At 68.1% G+C, this 15,224-nt stretch carries 28 protein-coding genes; 14 read left to right on the top strand and 14 right to left on the bottom strand.

Going from position 1 to position 15,224, the window contains the following annotated elements:
- The first annotated feature begins 5 nt into the window (after positions 1 to 5).
- Positions 6 to 977: a Bug family tripartite tricarboxylate transporter substrate binding protein gene (locus tag BO39_RS18890; RefSeq protein WP_043836299.1), complete on the top strand. Its 972-nt coding sequence runs from the start codon at positions 6 to 8 to the stop codon at positions 975 to 977.
- A gap of 151 nt (positions 978 to 1,128) precedes the next feature.
- Here BO39_RS18890 and BO39_RS18895 read toward each other — a convergent pair whose 3' ends face one another.
- From BO39_RS18895 to BO39_RS35230, 10 genes are all read right to left on the bottom strand, one after another.
- On the bottom strand, positions 1,129 to 2,127 hold the full coding sequence (locus BO39_RS18895; RefSeq protein ID WP_156963756.1) for a tyrosine-type recombinase/integrase: 999 nt from the start codon (positions 2,125 to 2,127) through the stop codon (positions 1,129 to 1,131).
- 209 nt (positions 2,128 to 2,336) lie between these two features.
- Entirely contained in the window at positions 2,337 to 2,765 is a 429-nt protein-coding gene (locus BO39_RS18905; RefSeq protein ID WP_084698250.1) for a DUF4326 domain-containing protein, read from the bottom strand.
- 15 nt (positions 2,766 to 2,780) lie between these two features.
- A complete protein-coding gene (locus BO39_RS30190) occupies positions 2,781 to 3,560 on the bottom strand; it encodes a lambda exonuclease family protein (protein ID WP_052402305.1) in 780 nt (259 codons plus the stop codon).
- Positions 3,557 to 4,357, bottom strand: coding sequence for an ERF family protein (locus tag BO39_RS18915; RefSeq protein ID WP_043836305.1), 801 nt, complete (start codon positions 4,355 to 4,357; stop codon positions 3,557 to 3,559). The genes BO39_RS30190 and BO39_RS18915 overlap by 4 nt, the downstream gene beginning before the upstream one ends.
- Positions 4,354 to 5,046 carry a hypothetical protein gene (locus BO39_RS18920; RefSeq protein WP_043836306.1) on the bottom strand — a complete coding sequence of 231 codons (693 nt, stop codon included), beginning with the start codon at positions 5,044 to 5,046 and terminating at the stop codon, positions 4,354 to 4,356. The genes BO39_RS18915 and BO39_RS18920 overlap by 4 nt, the downstream gene beginning before the upstream one ends.
- A 2-nt stretch (positions 5,047 to 5,048) precedes the next feature.
- Positions 5,049 to 5,255, bottom strand: coding sequence for a hypothetical protein (locus BO39_RS18925; protein ID WP_043836308.1), 207 nt, complete (start codon positions 5,253 to 5,255; stop codon positions 5,049 to 5,051).
- Positions 5,252 to 5,623, bottom strand: a complete 372-nt coding sequence (locus tag BO39_RS18930) for a hypothetical protein (RefSeq protein WP_043836310.1) — start codon at positions 5,621 to 5,623, stop codon at positions 5,252 to 5,254. Before BO39_RS18930 ends, BO39_RS18925 begins: the two co-directional genes overlap by 4 nt.
- Positions 5,624 to 5,626: 3 nt before the next feature.
- The gene (locus tag BO39_RS18935) at positions 5,627 to 5,881 is read right to left on the bottom strand and encodes a hypothetical protein (RefSeq protein WP_043836311.1); all 255 of its coding nucleotides are present in this window, start codon (positions 5,879 to 5,881) and stop codon (positions 5,627 to 5,629) included.
- Between the two features lie 3 nt (positions 5,882 to 5,884).
- Positions 5,885 to 6,040, bottom strand: a complete 156-nt coding sequence (locus BO39_RS32715; protein ID WP_156963757.1) for a hypothetical protein — start codon at positions 6,038 to 6,040, stop codon at positions 5,885 to 5,887.
- Positions 6,041 to 6,133: 93 nt separating this feature from the next.
- Positions 6,134 to 6,529 (bottom strand): helix-turn-helix domain-containing protein, encoded by a 396-nt coding sequence (locus BO39_RS35230; protein WP_084698251.1) that lies wholly within the window; start codon positions 6,527 to 6,529, stop codon positions 6,134 to 6,136.
- Positions 6,530 to 6,634: 105 nt separating this feature from the next.
- Here BO39_RS35230 and BO39_RS32720 point away from each other — a divergent pair, with 105 nt between their 5' ends.
- Complete coding sequence (locus tag BO39_RS32720) at positions 6,635 to 6,835, top strand: helix-turn-helix domain-containing protein (RefSeq protein ID WP_156963758.1); 201 nt, start codon at positions 6,635 to 6,637, stop codon at positions 6,833 to 6,835.
- Positions 6,836 to 6,913: 78 nt separating this feature from the next.
- Here the strand turns inward: BO39_RS32720 and BO39_RS18940 are convergent, their stop codons facing one another.
- Entirely contained in the window at positions 6,914 to 7,309 is a 396-nt protein-coding gene (locus tag BO39_RS18940) for a hypothetical protein (RefSeq protein WP_156963759.1), read from the bottom strand.
- A gap of 56 nt (positions 7,310 to 7,365) precedes the next feature.
- Between BO39_RS18940 and BO39_RS18945 the strand changes: the two genes are divergently transcribed.
- The 11 genes from BO39_RS18945 (at position 7,366) to BO39_RS18985 (ending at position 12,782) form a co-directional block, all read left to right on the top strand.
- Positions 7,366 to 7,569 carry a hypothetical protein gene (locus BO39_RS18945; protein ID WP_043836315.1) on the top strand — a complete coding sequence of 68 codons (204 nt, stop codon included), beginning with the start codon at positions 7,366 to 7,368 and terminating at the stop codon, positions 7,567 to 7,569.
- Positions 7,566 to 7,688: a hypothetical protein gene (locus BO39_RS35000; protein WP_281175574.1), complete on the top strand. Its 123-nt coding sequence runs from the start codon at positions 7,566 to 7,568 to the stop codon at positions 7,686 to 7,688. The genes BO39_RS18945 and BO39_RS35000 overlap by 4 nt, the downstream gene beginning before the upstream one ends.
- Positions 7,685 to 7,858 carry a hypothetical protein gene (locus BO39_RS32725; protein ID WP_156963760.1) on the top strand — a complete coding sequence of 58 codons (174 nt, stop codon included), beginning with the start codon at positions 7,685 to 7,687 and terminating at the stop codon, positions 7,856 to 7,858. Before BO39_RS35000 ends, BO39_RS32725 begins: the two co-directional genes overlap by 4 nt.
- The gene (locus BO39_RS18950; RefSeq protein ID WP_043836317.1) at positions 7,855 to 8,343 is read left to right on the top strand and encodes a phage regulatory CII family protein; all 489 of its coding nucleotides are present in this window, start codon (positions 7,855 to 7,857) and stop codon (positions 8,341 to 8,343) included. The genes BO39_RS32725 and BO39_RS18950 overlap by 4 nt, the downstream gene beginning before the upstream one ends.
- Positions 8,340 to 8,561, top strand: a complete 222-nt coding sequence (locus BO39_RS18955) for a hypothetical protein (protein WP_043836319.1) — start codon at positions 8,340 to 8,342, stop codon at positions 8,559 to 8,561. Before BO39_RS18950 ends, BO39_RS18955 begins: the two co-directional genes overlap by 4 nt.
- Positions 8,558 to 8,785 (top strand): hypothetical protein, encoded by a 228-nt coding sequence (locus BO39_RS18960; protein ID WP_156963761.1) that lies wholly within the window; start codon positions 8,558 to 8,560, stop codon positions 8,783 to 8,785. The genes BO39_RS18955 and BO39_RS18960 overlap by 4 nt, the downstream gene beginning before the upstream one ends.
- Positions 8,782 to 9,561, top strand: a complete 780-nt coding sequence (locus tag BO39_RS18965; RefSeq protein WP_043836322.1) for a ribosome modulation factor — start codon at positions 8,782 to 8,784, stop codon at positions 9,559 to 9,561. The genes BO39_RS18960 and BO39_RS18965 overlap by 4 nt, the downstream gene beginning before the upstream one ends.
- A complete protein-coding gene (locus BO39_RS18970; RefSeq protein WP_052402306.1) occupies positions 9,561 to 10,049 on the top strand; it encodes a hypothetical protein in 489 nt (162 codons plus the stop codon). The genes BO39_RS18965 and BO39_RS18970 overlap by 1 nt, the downstream gene beginning before the upstream one ends.
- Entirely contained in the window at positions 10,046 to 10,501 is a 456-nt protein-coding gene (locus BO39_RS18975; RefSeq protein ID WP_043836324.1) for a hypothetical protein, read from the top strand. Before BO39_RS18970 ends, BO39_RS18975 begins: the two co-directional genes overlap by 4 nt.
- Positions 10,491 to 11,729 (top strand): AAA family ATPase, encoded by a 1,239-nt coding sequence (locus BO39_RS18980; RefSeq protein ID WP_052402307.1) that lies wholly within the window; start codon positions 10,491 to 10,493, stop codon positions 11,727 to 11,729. Before BO39_RS18975 ends, BO39_RS18980 begins: the two co-directional genes overlap by 11 nt.
- Before the next feature lie 483 nt (positions 11,730 to 12,212).
- Positions 12,213 to 12,782 (top strand): hypothetical protein, encoded by a 570-nt coding sequence (locus BO39_RS18985; protein ID WP_156963762.1) that lies wholly within the window; start codon positions 12,213 to 12,215, stop codon positions 12,780 to 12,782.
- A gap of 93 nt (positions 12,783 to 12,875) precedes the next feature.
- Here the strand turns inward: BO39_RS18985 and BO39_RS18990 are convergent, their stop codons facing one another.
- Together BO39_RS18990 and BO39_RS32730 are read right to left on the bottom strand one after the other, a co-directional pair.
- Positions 12,876 to 13,061 (bottom strand): DUF3606 domain-containing protein, encoded by a 186-nt coding sequence (locus BO39_RS18990; RefSeq protein ID WP_043836327.1) that lies wholly within the window; start codon positions 13,059 to 13,061, stop codon positions 12,876 to 12,878.
- Positions 13,062 to 13,293: 232 nt separating this feature from the next.
- Positions 13,294 to 13,464: a hypothetical protein gene (locus BO39_RS32730; RefSeq protein ID WP_156963763.1), complete on the bottom strand. Its 171-nt coding sequence runs from the start codon at positions 13,462 to 13,464 to the stop codon at positions 13,294 to 13,296.
- Positions 13,465 to 13,654: 190 nt separating this feature from the next.
- On the opposite strand from BO39_RS32730, the gene BO39_RS18995 reads away from it, so the two are divergent.
- Positions 13,655 to 14,023: an HNH endonuclease gene (locus BO39_RS18995; RefSeq protein WP_043836329.1), complete on the top strand. Its 369-nt coding sequence runs from the start codon at positions 13,655 to 13,657 to the stop codon at positions 14,021 to 14,023.
- A gap of 871 nt (positions 14,024 to 14,894) precedes the next feature.
- On the opposite strand, the gene BO39_RS19000 is transcribed toward BO39_RS18995, so the two are convergent.
- Positions 14,895 to 15,224: IS630 family transposase (locus tag BO39_RS19000; RefSeq protein ID WP_043836331.1), on the bottom strand; the 330-nt coding region annotated here is incomplete at its 5' end.

A 15,224-nucleotide genomic window follows, 5' to 3' on the forward strand; every position in this document is an offset into this window, starting at 1 on the left:
CAAGAATGACCATTGCCCGACGCACCCTTCTCGGCAGCGCCGCGGGGCTCGCGGCCCTGCCCGCATGGGCCCAGGATTGGACGCCGCCCCGCCCCATCCGCTTCGTCGTCCCCTTCGCCGCCGGCGGGGCCACCGATGTCGTGGCCCGCGTGCTGGCGGATCGCATGAGTGAGAAGCTGGGCCAGCCCGTGGTGGTGGAGAACCGCGCGGGCTCCGGCGGCAATATCGGCGTGGAGAACGTGGTGCGCGCCCCCGCCGACGGCACCGTCATCCTCATGGGCACGACGGGCACGCTGACCATCAACCAGCACCTCTACAACAACATGGGCTTCGATCCCGTGCGGGACCTCGCGCCCATCTCCATGGCCTTCGCGACCGACCACGTGCTGATCGTCGGCCCGAACGTGCCGGCGCGCACCGCGCAGGAATTCATCGCCTGGCTGCGCGAGAACCCGGGCAAGGCGAGCTTCGGCTCCGCCGGCTCCGGTTCCTCCACGCATATGGTGGCCGAGCTGTTCCGCTCGGCCGCGAAGGTGGAGGTGACGCATGTGCCCTATCGCGGCAGCGCGCCGGCGCTGAACGACACCGTCGCGGGCAACGTGCAGTTCATGCTCGACCAGTTGCCATCGGCCATCGGTCAGATTCAGGGCGGCCGCGTGCGCGCGCTGGCCACCACCGGCCCGCGCCGCACCGCGCAATTGCCGGAGGTGCCCACGATGAAGGAGATCGGCCTGCCGGATGCCGAGGCCACCTCCTGGGGCGCGGTCATGGCGCCGCAGGGCACGCCGGCCGCGGCCGTCGCCCGCATGAACGCGGTGCTGCGCGAGGCCCTGGCCGATCCCGCGATCCAGGCGCGGCTGGTTGCGGCCGGTGCGGACGCGGTGTCCTCCACCCCGGCCGAGCTGTCGCAGAAGATGGTGCAGGAGGCGGCGACCTGGGGCCGGGTGGTGCGCGATGCCCGGATCACCGTGAATTAGGCCGAGGCGGAACGCCTCTGAACACCTTTCAGCGGGCGTAGTCGCCCACCGCGCGCCGCGCCGCATCCTCGCGCCCGGCGCGCGTCACCTCCCAGAGCGGCCCGTGACATAGGACAAATACAAATACTTGCGGGCAGTAACTGGGCAGTTGTCAGGAGCGCGGTTTCAGCCTGGCAACTGCCGACGAAGCCAGCCGAACGCGGTCCGCTTTGTCGGTATAGTGCTGCACCTGCTGCAGCGACTTGTGCCCGGTCACCGCGGCGATCTCGTGCGTGGTGCAGCCATCCTCGGCCAGCCGCTTCGCCGCCAGCTTGCGCAGGCCGTGGATGTTGATGCCGTGGATCCCGATGTTGTTCAGGGCGCGCTTCATCGCCTGTGACAACCCCTGGCCAGTCCACTGCTCGCCCTTGGCGGTCGTCAGGACGTAGGCGTCGCCCTTGCCTTTGCGGCGGGTCGCCTCCGCGCGCCACTTCTCCATCTCAGCCGCCAGCACGGGGTGGAGGGGCATCGTGACCTCCATGTTCGTCTTCACCTGCCTGAGGTGGAGCACGCCGCCTGCGACCTGCGTCCACTTCATGGCGATGAGGTCGCTGCGGCGCTGGCTGGTATAGGCGCCCAGAAGCACCACCCGGCGCAACGGATCGGGCAGGCCGTTGAGGGCGGCTTCGGCTTGGTTGTCTGTCCAAGCAGGGAACTCCCCGCCCTCCAGCCTGGTGATGCGGTCGAACGGCGAGCTGTCGAACCACTCGCGCTCGATCGCCCATTTGAAGGCGCCCCTGCCGGCCTTGATGAAGCTGTTCCCCGCCTCGCGCCCTGAGCCCTTCACCACGCCGTCTCGGATGGCCAGAACCTCGCGGCGCCGGAGGTCGGCCGCCTTGTAGTGACCAATCGCGTAGAGCGGCTTCAGGTAGTGCATCGTCTGCTTCCGCGTCACCGCGGACTTCGCGTCCCACTCTGGGCTCCGGGTGTATTCCTGCAGGAGGGCGTCGATGCTGTCGGCCGCCCACCGGGGAGCCTTCTCCTTCGGGGGCCGGTCCCGCGGGTAGCGGTACTCCTTGATGGTCCCGTCAGCGAGCCGCTTCCGCACGACGCGGTCGGCGCCCGTTCCCTTGGGCGAGGCGGGCGGCAAGGGCGCTGACGGCTTCGGCAAGGGGGACCTCCTGTTGCGCGGACGCTACCTTGCCGCTCAAGAAGGCGTCCAGCGCCTCGCGGTCCCACAGCGGGGACTTCGGCCCGGCCCGATAGGAGGGGGTGGGGAGCTTCCCTACCTTGACCAGCCGGGCGAGCTTGTCCGGGCGCATGCTCAGGTAACGGGCCGCGGCGTCACGGTCGAGCCAGCGAGGGATGATTGACCCGCCGTCAGGCATCGGCGTTCTCCCCGGAATTGGCGAGCTCAAGCAGCACATCGCAGTGACAAGGCTTGGTCGGGCTGCACCAGCAGGCGAGGTTGCGGCCTCGAAGCAGAGGCAGGCCCTCGACCAGCTTGGTCCGTTCCACATTGCCCCCGCTCGCCATGAGGCCAGCCACCAGCCCGCCGCCCTTGCCGGTCAGGCGGCTCTCCTCCTTGGCGGTACCCTGCCGAACCCACTCAGCAAACGTGTCAACGCAGCAGGTCATGCTTGCGGAGCCGTCAAGCTCCTGCCCCTGGTCGTACATCGGAGACCTTGGGCATCCGAACGGCCAGTTGCAGGGGAAGGGGTTCCCAAAGCCAGTGGTCCGGTCGGCCTTCACAGTGTTCTCCGGCATCCGCCAACCTTTGGCGCGGGAGAGCTGCACACGTTTAGGCATCGGTGGTCTCCCTGGTCATACGAAGGGCATGGCGGAGTTGGCGATCGGCGGGTCGTAGCCGTTGTCGAACTGCTTCGGCCTGCGCTCCGGCCTCGCGCCAGCCGGGGGGCACCCGCCGGCGTCCTCCATGCGATCGGCATAGGCCGCTTCGGCGACCGTGCGGAGGTGCTTCTGCTCCTCGAAGTAGCCCGAAGCGCGGGCCTTCGCCTCCAACTCGGCAAACATCCCCTGGAAGTCCTCCAGCGCGATCCGAAGCCTCCCGATGAACTTCTCATCGCGCGAGGTGACCTCGAGCGCGGGGGGCATGCGCGGGTGGTAGGAGTACCGGTCCACCCCCTCGAGCTCGCCCACGAACATCTGCGCCATGACCTGCGGCCGGTACTTCACGTCCCAGCCGTCGACCAGGTACCCGATGTGCGTCTGCGGCGCCGGGCACTTGATCTCGACGCCCCAGGCCTTCCCGACCCAAAGCCGATCGGGGGAGGCACCGACTAGACCGTCGTCTGTGGTGATGAACCCTACCGGTCGCGTCTCCGTCTCCTGGAGGAACTCGTAGGCGCGGACCGCGGCCGGCTCCATCTCCTTGCCCCGCTCCACCCATTCCAGGCCCTCGAGGCTCTGCAGGGGTTCGCCCAGCAGCTTCTCCGCGAGGAGGCGGTAGGCGTAAGGCTTGGCCGACGCCGACAGCTCGCCCGTCTTCGGCGTGATGATCTTGTCCATCTCGCTCGCGGTGGGGATGCCGAGGCGCAGCTTCAGCCATGCCGGCGAGCCCTGCTCGACCTGGTGCTCGATCACGAAGCGGCTCCCTTGCGCGCGGCGGCCACCTTCTTCTGCTGCAGCAGGTTCACTGCGACGGGGAACACCGCCTGGTCCATGTCGTCCACTGTGGCGACGTCGCCAAGGGTGGAGAGGAACCGGCGCACGTCCGTGTCGGTCTCCTGCAGGAGGCCGATGATCTGCTCCTTCTGTTCCTCAGTGATGTACCGCGTGCCGCCGGCTCTCCCGTCGTCGTCCGCCTTCTCGCGGACCACGTTGAAGATGCCCTCGAGAGCGTACCGCTTGCCGTAAGAGAAGCCGGAGCCGATCGCCTGCAGCGCGTTCCGGCCGGGCCCGCCGTCCGAGATGATCGGGAACTCGTAGACCTCCGAGTGCCCAGCCTGGTGCGACAGCTCGGCGAGGACCATCAGGCCGCCCTCGCGCGGCTTCATGCTGAAGGACACGCTGAGACCCTGCGCCGTCATGAGGGGCCGCAGCACCGCGTCCACATCCTCGAAAGTGGCGAAGGGAATGGCGCCGCGCTTCTGCTTCGTGTTCTTGTCCTCGCCCAGGTCGATGGTGCCGTTCTTCTTCACTCGCGGCGCCAGTGCCTGCACGGCCTGCCGGGCGCGGTTGAACTGCGCCTTCGCATCCGAGGCCAGCACGCGCTCCTGCATCCGCAGCAGGGCCTCCAGCTTCGCGACATCGGTGTCGGGGTTCGACACCGCAGACGCGATAAAGTTCAGCATGGAGTCCGCGGCGCTCGCGGCGGGCGCGAGGGCACCGCCCTCCTGCGCGGCCACCAGCTGGCCCTGGGATTCAGTGACGTCGCTCATGCTGCCTCGCTGATGAGGGTGTCGATGTTCGCGTGGGTGACCTGGAAGGTGAGGGCGACCACATCGGGGTTGGCGTCCCAGGAGCCGGGCCCGTGCAGGCTGTCCCAGAGCTTGTGGTACCAAGCGCGCGGCGACTGCCACTGGGCCACACCGATTGCGACCATGTGGGGGTTGCTGCCGTCCGCGCTGGTGTCGCGGTAGTCCGGGTCGAGTGGCGCTCCTTCCGCGAGCACGTCGTCCCTGCTGATGTCGTGCAGGTGCTGGACCCGCACCTCCGTCACCAGCAGCGTCAGGCGCGAGGCCGAGCGTGGCATGTGGATCGATGGCCTCCAGCGGATGCTCTCTGCCGGCGGAACGTTCTCGTAGTGGGGCGGCACGCAGGCCGGGTAATCGGCGCGCCAGAAGGTGGGACCAGGATCCATGCAGGTTGGCTGCGCCCAGGCCTCGCGCACCCATAGCCGATCGCCGGCGTGCCAGGGCACGCCTCGGAAGGGTTGGCACGTGCAGCCCTCAACATGGCTCTCCTGCGCCTTGGTCCACAGGCTCCAGCCCGTGCTGACGTAGGGGCACCGGTCTACGAAGTGGCCGTCGGGCACAGCGGCGCGCAGCAGGCGCCGCGTCTGCGTCTTCCTCCCCTCCAGCAGCGCGCGCACCATCGGCGCGGAGAAGATGATGGGGCGGTCGGCCATCCTCAGCCTCCCAGCCGATCGGAGTGGCTGAGCCGGCGCCCGACCATGGCGATGTCGTACCCGCGGTCGCGCCTGTCGGCCTTGGCCTGCTCGGCTTCGAACCGCACGGGATCCGGCCGCATGTGCTCCGGCCGCGGGAGTCCCGAGGACCAGTAGGAGGGCGGGTTGCCGGCGCGCATGTGCTCGGGCTGCAGCGGGCGCGGGCTCATGCCCGGCGCCCTTCCACCGCATCCGCCGCCGCCTTGATGGCCCGGTGCGAGCCGAAGGGTACGTCCGGCATGGTCATGGCGACGGCGCGCACCGCCTCATAAGCCGGCCGGTCCTGCGGCGGCCTGGACTTCGGCAAGCGAGGTACCTTCTCCCCGGCCTGGTAGATGTCGAGGCGCCAGACCGAGCCGCGCCGGTCGCTAAAGCGTCCCGGGCGGCCATTCACCGCGGCCGCGATCGAGGCGCATATCGCTTCACTCGCGGCGTAGACGCGGGCCCAGTCGCGCGCCGAGCCGTAGGAGACGGAGCCCGCATCAGGCCCGCTGATGACCTCGCCGCGGAGGACGGGGCAGGTGAGGCGGATGGCCATCGGTCAGCCCTCGCCAGTCGCGCAGGCGGCCAGGAGCTCGGAGGTAAGCTCCGCCTGCTCCTGCCAGTAAGCGATGTTCTGTTTGGCACCGCCCCGGGCCTGCTCGGTCCAGATGTCGCCCATGGACGCTTCGGTGGCGCTGGTAAGGCTATCCAGGTCCGAGCGCGCGGCTTCGGCGCGCAAGCCGCAGTGGGTGATCCAGCTTTGCGCCAGATGATCGAGCAGGCGGTCTCGCGCCTCGGCGATTGAACCGGCCATCGCTCAGCGTCCCACCAGGTACGCGACGAAGTGCAGGAGCGCGAGGCAGCCAAGGCTGATCATGCCGCCCGCAAAGCCGAGAACCGCGGCGCCCTTGAGCCGCTCGGTCAGTTCTCCCGGCGGGCCAGCGAAGCCGAACGGGGTGTCGAAGTCTTCCATGTTGCCCTCCGGGATGCAGAGGGATACTTACCTGTGAAGTAAGATGACCGGCAAGCGCAATCTTACTCCTGAGGTAAGGTGGGTGGTTCGGTCTTACTTCTCGCGCGAAGTGTCCCCGGCAGATGAGCCGAAGGCTTCGGCCAGATCCTCCCCACTCGTGAGCCAGTTGGTCGCCTGTTTAGCAGGGAGACTCGACAGCACCCGGTGGGCGCGACGGAGCGCCGCAGCGGTCTCCCGCGCGGCCGGAGGGAACATGAGCTGAGCAGGGTCAGTTGCGCCGTAAAGCTGAGCCAATTCTATAAAATTGGGCACGGTCACCGGCGCTTTCCCTGCCTCCCACCGGTGTATCGTCACCCCGGATACGCCCATTCTGTTCGCGACTTGTTCTTGCGTCAATTCTGCCTGCTCGCGCCACGCGGCCAGGTGCGCGAACGGATGAGGGCCAGTCGCCGCGTTCGGCGCTGCTGTCGGTTTTGAGCGCGTAGGCATGGCACTGATTGCACTACCTGTGGGCACTTTGTTCCATGCCGTAGCCGGTAAGGATACAGGCTTCTTACTTGACGGGTAACTTACCTCAGAGGTAAGTCTTCCGGCATGACCCTCGATAGCTATCTCGGCCCGGATCGCGGGTCGGTTAAGGCGCTGGCTCAAAAGGTGGGCGTCTCCACAGTCGCCATATGGCGCTGGCGGACGGGCAAGGCTCGGCCATCGTGGCCGATGCTCGACAAACTTTCGGCGGCCACCGAGGGCAAGGTCACCGCCGCGGACTTTGCGGTATCGGCAGAGGCCGCCTGATGCGCGCGCTGATCGGGCGGGTGATCTGGTGGGCGGTGGCGCGGATTGCTCCGCCGCCGCCAGAATTGGTCGAGGCGATTAGCGACCTTCGGGCTGAGACTGAAGCGCTTCGCCGAGAACTAGCTCGGGGTCGGTCGCCAAGAGGCGTCGCCTGATGATCGCACGCAGGTCGGCCATAGCGTTGCGGAGCCTCTCTTCGTCTTCGGTCGGGAGAAGCTCGCCTGTCTCGGAGAGTTGGCGCGGATCGGTGCTCAACCTGGCCCCCACGACCCGCAACTGTTCCTTGGTCGCAGTTGTCAGGAACGCAGTCAGGGCGATGCGAACTGCGGAAAGGTCGTGCTCGAGTAGGCGGATGCGCTCGTGTGCTTGGCGCGTCGCGGCCACCGCCTCCTTCGTGGCCTCCGTGAGCTGGACCAGCAGTTCCGTATGCCTCGGCAACTTCTCGGTTCCCCCTGCAAGTCTCGACAGCCTCATGGTGACCGCCGGCGGTCAGGGTGGCAACGCTCCGGCCGCCGGACTGAGAGCCTAACATGGCTCGGCAGCCCTCCCTCGATGATCTAGCCGCGTGGGCGGAAGAGCTGGTGATCGGCCCGCGGCACCCGCGCCGGGACGTCATCTCCGATATCCGCCGCCGCTGCTTTCTCATGGTCAGCACGTACCGCCGCGCGGCTGCCGCCCACGATCTGCCGGACGACTGGCCCTTCTGCACCATGGCCCCGCAGCGTGCCCGGTGACCCCGCAAGAGTCCCCGCCTCCGTCCGGCGCCGGCTTTCGGGCTGCCTTGGTGCTCTCGGCAGTGCTCTGGCTGCTCATCGCCCTGATGGTGCGAACGCTGCTGGCGGTGCTGCCGTGAGCGCGCCCGACTGGCAGCCGGGCCAGGCGTCCGCCCTCTTCCCGCCCGCAGCCTGTTTCCGTGCGGGCGCGATGCCGCCGCTGTCGATTGCTTCGCATGACGACGCTTTGCCCGACCCGGTGATGGTTCGCACCTGGATCGAGTCCACCCGCCTCGGAGATTTCTCGTGAACGACCGCCCCACCCCGGCCGACATGCCCCTGAAGGCTCTCACGCGAGACCTGATCGAAGCGGCCGGCGGGCTCGATGCCGCCGCCGCGTGCCTTCGGGGCAGGGTGGGGCGGTCGCAGCTCGCCAACTACCAAAGTCCCCACCACGAGCAGTTCATGCCGATCGACGTGCTCTGCCGGCTCGCGCAGGTCACTGGCCGGGTCGAGCTGATCAGCGAGATGGCCGCGCGCGTGAGCCACCGGCTTGTGCCGGAGGACGCAGCGGCGGCCGGTTGCGCCGTCGAGGCGGTGGCCGCCGTCATGAAGGAGGTTAGCGAGGCGGGCGGCGCCCTGGCCCGCGGCATGGCCGACGGCAGCCTGAGCGTGGATGACGAGGAGGCGGTGCGCAGCGAGCTGCTGGACGTCTCCCGTGTCGCGGCCGCGCGGGCTGCCTCGCTGGGCAAGGGGCGGCTGCGCGCCATTGGCGGCACGGGCGGCGCGGCATGAGCAACCAGGTGCGCGGCATCGCTTGGAAGCTGCCGCAGCAGCCCGAGCCGCCAGCGGGGCTCGCGGCCCTTTACCCCTTCCACTCGCCCAGCGAGGTGGAGGAGGCGCGCGGGATGCTGGCGCGCGGCAGCACGGGGCGGGAGATCGCCGAGTGGTTCGGCATGGACCTCGGCCTCGTCGCCGAATGGGTCGTCCGCGAGCGCGAAGCCGCGCGATGAGCCGCCTCGAAGCAAACCAGATGCTGGCCGGGCCCCCTCGGCCAGCCGCGTCCGGGGATCCCCTCACCGGTCCGATCACCGGTGCCCCGGACGCCCAATTCGTTATCGTGCACCACGCCGCGTGCCGCACGGTCTTCCTCACGCCGCGTCGCTGCCAGTTCTGCGACGACGAGTTCTTCCCGCGCACCCAGACGGTCTGGTGCGACTGGTGCGACCCGGGATGAGCCTCGGCCCCGCCACGGTCGACGCCACGTGGGACCGCGCGGCGGGGACGCTCACTGCCGGCGAGCGCACCGCGCTGGTACCGCGCACCGCCCGCGGCCTCAACCGCGCCATCCAGCAGCTGCTGCGCGAGATCCACGCCGCCGGGGAGCGCCCCCGCCGCGTGGCCGTCCGCGATCACAGCGGACTGCTCCGTCACACCCACCACCTTCCACCAGGAGAGCCACCCGCCATGGCCGAGCGCGTTGAAGCTGCCTCCCCGTCCAACCTCAAGCCCGAGACCTACCTCGAGCACTATCGCGCCATCCGCGATGCCAAAAAGAAGCAGGAGCAGGCCACCGCTGAGATGCGCCTGGCGCGGAAGCGCGCGAAGGCGAGCGGCGTGAACCTGGGCGACATGGACGCGGCGATCCGCCTCCGCGACCTCGACGCGGACGAGCGCGACACGCACCTGAAGAACCTTGCCCGGTACACGACCTGGATGGGTGCGCCGCTCGGCGCCCAGGCCACGCTGTTCGGCGACATCGAGAAGCCGACCGAGAAGGCAGCCGCGGAGCACGCCGCCTATGAGGCCCGCGAGCGCGGCTACACCGACGGCACGCAGGGCGCGCGCGAGGATGGCAACCCGTACCCGGTGGGCACCCCGCACGCTGCCGAGTGGCACCGCGGCTGGACCGACGGCAAGGCCTTCCTCGACGGCACTGCCGCCCCGACGGAGGCCAAGCCCGTGCGCGGCGCCCGCCGGTCCCGCGGCAATCCTGAGGACGCGGTGCACTGATGTCGGGTTCCTCGCCCCTCGTCCTCGCGCTCGACCTATCGACAAATGTCGGCTGGGCGTGCGGCCGTGCGGGCGGGGATCCTGACCACGGCGTGATGCTCCTGCCAAAGGGCATCGCTGGTCTCGGCGCTGTCGCCTGCGCCTTCCTCGACGGGCTGATGGACCTCCACGACGTGCAGCATTTCGACCGCGTAGTCATGGAGGCACCGCTGCCGCCCCAGGCGCAGACGCACGCCCACACCGCCCGCCTCCAACTCTACCTCGCCGGCGCCGTCGAGACCTGGTGCTATCGCCGCTCGATCCTGTGCCGCGAGGCCGCTGCGCCGACCGTCCGCAAGGCCGTGCTCGGCAGCGGTCGTGCGAAGAAGCCCGAGGTGATCGCCTGGTGCCAGGCGCAGGGGTGGAACCCCACGGACGACAACGCAGCCGATGCCCTCGCGCTCTGGCGCTACGCAACCACGCGGCGCGGGCTGGCCGCCGCGGCATGAGCTCACCCGGCGCATCACCGCCTGGCCTGGCCGCTCTCTGCAGCGCCTACGGCCTGCTGGTCGCCCAGGGTGTGCTCGAGCGCGAGGACGCCTGGGAGGCTGCTCGCGCGGCCTGCCGCAACGTCGGGGCGTCCGGTGCTGAGACCATAGGTTCGCCCCTGCGCATCGACTGCGCCTGGGGCGTGAACGACGCGACCTTCCGCTGGGAGCTGGCCCGGTGGCGGGTCGCGGAAGGCATCAAGAAGGCTATCGCCGGGATGATCGCGGAGTGGGCGGAGGTACCCGCCATTCTGGCAAGGGCGCACGCGGTGAATGAAGCAGCCGCCGGCGCCACGCTGAAGGGCCGCCGCATCGGCCCGTTACTCCCTCGAGAAGTGCGGGCGATCGTCTCTGAGGAAGTTGGCTGGTGGCTCCGCTGCCAGCCGCGGAGGAGGCGCCGCCATGTCCGCTGATCCGCTGGACGCCTATGCGCAGATCCGCGCGCGCGCTGCCCTCGGAGCCGGTCTCCACGTGGTGCAGGACGACCGGCCGCTGGTCATCAAGCCGGCGAGCCTCCGCCGCGGGGCCGCGATTCCGCCGCGCGAGTGGCTCTACGGCGTGCAGCTCGTCCGCCGGTACATCACCGTGCTGGTCGCCCCAGGCGGCGTGGGCAAGACGTCGTACAGCGTCGTTGTGGCGCTCTCCATGGCCGGCGGCCGCGGCCTGCTCGGCGACTGGGTGCATGCCCAGGCTAACACGCTCTGCTGCGGCCTCGAGGATCCGGAGGACGAGTTCGACCGCCGCGTCGCCGCCGCCATGGACCACTACAACCTGGACGACGAGCATCTGGCCGGGCGCCTGTTCATCCTCAGCGGGCGCGAGCGCCGCCTCGTCATCGCGGCCCTCGACGCCGACGGCATGAGTATCGCCTACCCCGATAAGGACGCGCTGATCCGCCTCATCCGCGAGCACAACATCGGCTTCGTGGTGGTCGACCCCTTCGTCAACAGCCACGAGCTGGAAGAGAACAGCAACCCCCACATCAACGCCGCCGCCCGCGCCTGGGCGGAGGTCGCCGACGCCACCGGCTGCGCCATCCTGCTCGTGCACCACACCCGCAAGGGCGCCCTCGCCGGCGACGTGGATGCGGCCCGCGGCGCCTCCGCCCTCATCAATGCGGCCCGTGTGGCGCTCACCCTCACGGCGATGTCCCCCGAGGAGGCCGAGTCATTCGACATCCGCGAGGACGCCCGCCGCCTCTACGTCAGGCTGGACGACGGCAAGGCGAACCTTGCACCGCCGGCTGGCAAGGCCCGGTGGTTCCATCTCGCCAGCGTCGCCCTCGGCAATGCGACTCCCGCCTATCCCCACGGCGACAATGTGCAGGTCATCGAGGCCTGGGAAGCGCCGGACGTCTGGAAGGATCTCTCCGACGCCGACCTGAATGCCATCCTCGACCGGATCGCCGCCGGCAACGAGCAGGGCCAGCAGTACAGCGCCTCGCGGCGCGGTCGCAGCAACACGCGCTGGGCGGGCAACATCGTCATGGAAATGTTTGGCGTGCAGGAGGGCCAGGCCGGCAAGGTGGTCGCCGCCTGGCTGAAGAGCGGCCTCCTCGTGGAGGGCGAGTACAAGGATCCGGTCACCCGCAAGGCGGCGCAGGGCGTGACCGTAAATCACTCCAAGAGGCCCGGCTCATGAGCGCGAATTGGCGCAGGAATTGGCGCGGAATTGACGCACCGGAGAGGCGCCGAGGGGTGCTTTGCGCCAATTCGCCCTCCCCCTTCGGGGGGAGGGCGTATGAATTGACGCAGCACCCCCACCCCGAGGGCGGAATTGGCGCACGAATTGACGCAGGAATTGGCGCAAACGGGGTCCGGTCCTGATGCGCGGCCGTCGCTTCCCCAAGGCTCCGCCGAAGCCCCTGCCGGGCGGACTCGATCGCTTCTCTCCTGAGTGGGCCCGTCGTGCTGCACGCTGGCGCGCCTTCCATTCCCTGCCCCCTGCCGTCACGTGGTTGGGTCCGGGTGATCCTGTCAGGGAGCCGCCGCCCGATTGGGTACCGCCAGGCGAGTGCCCCGAGGGTGAGCGATGACGGACTGGCCACCCTATGGCCGCAAGATCCAGCCTGAGCCTTGCCCTCCCGATGAGGGGCGCCTTCAGCGTGCGCGGATGCTGGCGAGCGTGCTGATCAGTCGCGAGATGGCGGCGCTACGGGCAGAGCGGCAGGCGGAGGCACTGGCCCGTGCTCGTCGTGCGGTAGCACCTGAGCCGCGGGAGGACATGGCAGTGGATCGAGGAGCGCAGGGGCCGGCCATGTTGGCGAGGGGATTTCAGGTGGAGACGGTCGAGGCGGACGTCAGCATGCCGGATGGCACCCAGGTCTTCGAGCGCACGGCGGTTGCCCGTGTCCATGAGGGCGTGCTCGACCACTACGCCAAGGCCGGCGTGCTGGTCGGGCGGAACCTGACGGCTTTGCGGATGCTGGCGAAGCTCTACCACATCGGGCGCATCGCACCCGGCACCGGACGTGGCTCCGGCCCTCGAGGCCATGGCGAGATGACCGACGGTCAGGCCCGTGCCTGGGCGGACTACTGCCACGCCACCGACCACCTCTCGACCGGCGTGCGAGCCACCGTGGAGGACGTTGCACGGGACCGCTTCCCCACGACCATGGACTCTGCGGCCAAGCTCCGGCGCGGCGCGTGGGAGCTCGCCGACCTCTGGCGGCTGCCCGCCGATAAAATCCCTTGACCGACTCAGGTCCGCCGAAATAGGAAAATCCCGCAACACCCTAGGTGCGCCCAGCGCCCGGAGGCCCTTTTCGGCCCCCGGGCGCTTTGCGTTTCAGCGCCAGGGTTTGCGAAGCAGCAGGGCTACGTCCTGGGGCCGGCGCCCTGCGGTTCGAACAGCCATCATCAGATCGAGTTCATCCAAGCCAAACACTTGAGCCCAGTAGCTGACGCTTTCAGGATTCTGCAGGTCGATCTTCAAGCCGCCCTTCGAGGATGGCTTGGTATTTTCGAGCACCATTGGACGTTGTTTGTTCCCAAATTGCAGTGGGAACTGGTGGCGGTGCCACTTCTGTCGATTTACCTAGGTTAATATCTTGACGATTTAACGTTTGGTCGAGGGTGCGATCAGGAGCAAGCGTTGCAGAGCCGAAGCGGGCCCGCCTGACGCACCACGATTTCGACCCTCACAGACGATGCTCGCGCCGAGATGGCTCCGAGCCAGGGCGACGAGCCTGCGTAGCGCCTCGTTGCTAAGAACCAGGCGAGACTGTCCGGCGCGCCTGAAGTTCCTCCTTGAGCGCATTGAGCTTGACCTCAGCAGACTCTAGTTGCCGCAGAAGGTCCGCTTCGGACATCCCGCTGAGGCCGAAATAGGCGGAGCTATTGGGGGCGGACCGGGTGGTATTGGTGGTGTTGAACATATGCTTTTCACCTAGAAATGGCTCGGATGCAGCTCAAAACCATTTTGGTCGCTGCAGGTGGCGCTGATATCGCTGCTCAGTGAACAGAGCCCTAAAAGGCTGCGAAGCCGTCAATCATTGAGAGCTGAGCTTGGTGTGGTGGTGGTCGGCAGTCGCAGTGCGCAAGAGTGCACTCAGTTAGGGAGATTCCATGACGAAGCCGAAGCGGGCCCGCCTGACCTCCATCGCCTCCCGGCTCGGCACCCTCGACACCCGCACCGCCCAGCCCGCGCCGAAGACCGCGGACCCCGAGCTGAAGACCGCCGAGCACCAGCGCTGGCGCGCCGAGGTCATCCGCCGAGCGAAAGGCGCCTGCCAGGCACCTGGCTGCGGCCGGACCGGGATCCGCCTCTTCGCCGACCACATCGTGGAGCGGCAGGACGGCGGCGTGCTGCTCGACCCCGCTAACGGGCAGGCCCTCTGCGGCTCCTGCCACACAGCCAAGACGGCGCGAGCCAGGGCTGCCCGCATGGCCGAGCCCTATCGCCGGCAGCTCCATGGCGTCGCCGAACGCCTGTGAGACTGACGGTAACGCCTTCCTAACGGACTCAGGTCCATGAGAGCGCCATCGAGCAACCCCAAGACGGTGGATGTTCCCGATGTGCTCAAAGCTTTCACTCAACGATATCCAGATCGTCGTTGAGCGCCGTGGTTTCGGCTCTTCCGTGTGGTTCTGGCGGTTGATCGAGGATCGGCCTGCTTCAAACCCAAAGCCATTGCATGAAGCATCGTCAGGCTATCGCAGCGCTCAGTGTGCATATGACGCTGCGCAAGCTGCAATCAGGCAGCTGCAGCTGGATGCCTGCAAAACTCGCGTGGAAAAAGACCGACGTACCGTGGGGCAGGTGGACCGACGCAGGAGGGTTCCCATCACGGCGCCGGTCCAGGCTGTCTCATCTCTATGAAGGTGACGTGACAGCCGAGCGTGCAGTGAAGCACGACCTCGGTTAACGCCTTGTTGCCCGAGCGGTCCTGCAGTTCAGCTCGGGTTCCCCATCAGGAACCCAGTGGGCCAGTCGGAAGATCGTCGAACCCTCGCTTGTGAGCTGCCTGGCTAACCCAGAGATTGGCGGCGCAGATCACAGCAACGCCGAGGATGAAAGCGAACATGAGTGCAAATCCTTTGCCTGTTCCTCCTGTTCGTTGCTGGCATGGTGCGACGCACAACCTGTAGCTGCAAGCCTAAAAATCAAAGCTTCGTGATTCGGGCGTGGCCGCTGTGACCGTGGGAACACGAGAACCCCTGTACGCGGCAGAGATCCGCATCGCCTCGCATGCCCTCTAATTCTGGCGAGGGGAAAGGGGGGCGAATCGCTGGCCGGGCGGGGGACCAGACAGCATCGTGGAGCGGCAGGACGGCGGCGCGCTTCTAGACCTAGAGCACTTCCACCTCACTCGAACGCATAGCCTGAGTTAACGAGGTAGTTCCTGCACTCGGCTGGGGTGAAGGTATCGAGTAAGCGCCCGATGGTAGTCCAGAGGGCCTCTCGGGTGCGGGCCGCGGCATTGCGGAGCAGCGCCTTCAGCTTGGCGAAGGCTTGCTCGATGGGGTTCAGATCGGGGCTGTAGGGCGGCAAGTAGAGCAGGCTGGCGCCGGTGGCCCGGATCGCCTCGCGTACACCGGCGACCTTGTGTGCGGGAAGGTTGTCCAGGACCACCACGTCGCCCTTGGCCAGGACGGGCGTGAGGAACTGCCCGACATAGGCAAGGAAGGCCTCGCC

This window comes from Roseomonas aerilata DSM 19363, from assembly GCF_000711725.1.
Classification (GTDB): Bacteria; Pseudomonadota; Alphaproteobacteria; order Acetobacterales; family Acetobacteraceae; genus Roseomonas; species Roseomonas aerilata.